General features: G+C 38.0%; 2 protein-coding genes and 1 pseudogene. All 3 read right to left on the reverse strand.

Going from position 1 to position 1,490, the window contains the following annotated elements:
* Positions 1–374: pseudogene (locus FTV32_RS17020) on the reverse strand (replication protein); the annotation flags it as partial.
* Positions 375–458: 84 nt separating this feature from the next.
* Complete coding sequence (locus FTV32_RS17025; protein WP_014386435.1) at positions 459–749, reverse strand: hypothetical protein; 291 nt, start codon at positions 747–749, stop codon at positions 459–461.
* A gap of 2 nt (positions 750–751) precedes the next feature.
* Positions 752–1,162, reverse strand: coding sequence for a hypothetical protein (locus FTV32_RS17030; RefSeq protein WP_179996747.1), 411 nt, complete (start codon positions 1,160–1,162; stop codon positions 752–754).
* Positions 1,163–1,490: the final 328 nt, after the last annotated feature.

Consider the following 1,490-nt stretch of genomic DNA (forward strand, 5'->3'; position numbering starts at 1 on the left):
ATGGCACGAGATGCACGAATGGCAGCACAGAAAGGACACAGCAAATGCTGTCCGCAGGTGCGGAGTTTTGAAAGCTTGACCTCGCCAATAGTGTAAAAATTTTTGAATAGCAGATAGTTTCCGCATTCATTCAACTTTTGAGCAGATTTTAAGGCCTTGATAGATTCTTCATTTTTAACGTCCTTTTCATAGTTCTCCTTGAATTTAGCCAGGGTAAATAAATAATTTTCCTGATTCTTAGCTCTATGTTTTAAAGTCGCAAAACGTGTTATTCTATCCCTGTGTTCATCTGCATTAGCAGATGCAAAACCCTTGTTATCTCCGCCGACCAAAGCACTGGATAACAGGGGTTTTTTCTTATCTGAATTATTCAAATTTCATCCCCACTTTAATCAATAGTATCAAGTAAAAGAAAAAACAGCGAGTTGCTTCGCTAACTCACTGTTTTTTTTCACGAATTACAAACTTTCTGCAAGAATAGGTTTTGCACCTTTTCGAACATAAAAAACAACATTACGACCTACAGCCATAGCACCGCAGGAAATAGAAATTACTTTATTTTTTAGTGGCTGGTAGACACTGGCATCATCAACTGTGAGGTCAACAAGTTCGTGTTTAATCTCTCCATTGGGTAGTTCCAGCGAACCAAGTATTTGTACCTTGTCACGCGCTTCGTACTCTTTCCCATCTTTACCCTTACCACCGTCCATACGGAAAGCATTGATTAGAGTTCCTTGTAAGTTGATCATTTTTATTTCTCCTCTGACTTAGGCGTTTCAACAAAAATGCCTTTGCGAGGAGGTGCAAGGGGAGAAGAAACAAAACTCTCCATTTCCTCATAACTTTGTTCCTCATCTTCTTGCTGTAATTCTTGAGAAATAACTCGCAATAGATGATTTAACTTAAGTCGAACATCTTCATTTTCAGTGTGTGAATTAAATACAAGGGATAACGGAATAGTTGGATTTGAATCTGTATAACCAATAACAAACTCTTTCAAAGACTGTCGGAAATTAGAGCGAATGATGTGAGACAAAAAGTCTTGACGAGTCAAACCCATTGACTTAGCAACTGTGTCATAAATCTGAATTTCATTATCAGTTAAACGAATAGTTACTGCCTTAGTATCTTCGTCAGAGCTAGAAGCAGAATTTGTAGCCATTGCAACACCTAGAGATTTGAATAACATTTTAAAGATTCCATTAGATTCTATTAGATTGTTTTTAGAATATTATAGATTTAAAAAAGAATGTCAATGCGTCGCCACCCATGCGGGATGGCTAAAAGCTCCCGATCTGAAATCAGATGGGAGCTTGTAATCAGGGAAAGGAAGGCTTTGAAATTTTAATTTCGGAGTGGTCGCTCGTAGACACTCGCTCGGCTACTGGAGAAAGTGTACTTACTACACTTTTCGTTTCACTCAAAGTTCGTAAGTTACTCGATGAATGCTAATAGCCTACGTTCGACATATGGGAAAAGATCAATGTTAT

This window comes from Acinetobacter sp. YH16032, assembly GCF_013417345.1.
Lineage (GTDB): Bacteria > Pseudomonadota > Gammaproteobacteria > Pseudomonadales > Moraxellaceae > Acinetobacter.

What these genes read in the sequence shown, in the direction of transcription:
- FTV32_RS17025 (WP_014386435.1), bottom strand. Translation starts at nt 749, where the DNA reads ATGATCAACTTACAAGGAACTCTAATCAATGCTTTCCGTATGGACGGT.
- FTV32_RS17030 (WP_179996747.1), bottom strand. Translation starts at nt 1,162, where the DNA reads ATGGCTACAAATTCTGCTTCTAGCTCTGACGAAGATACTAAGGCAGTA.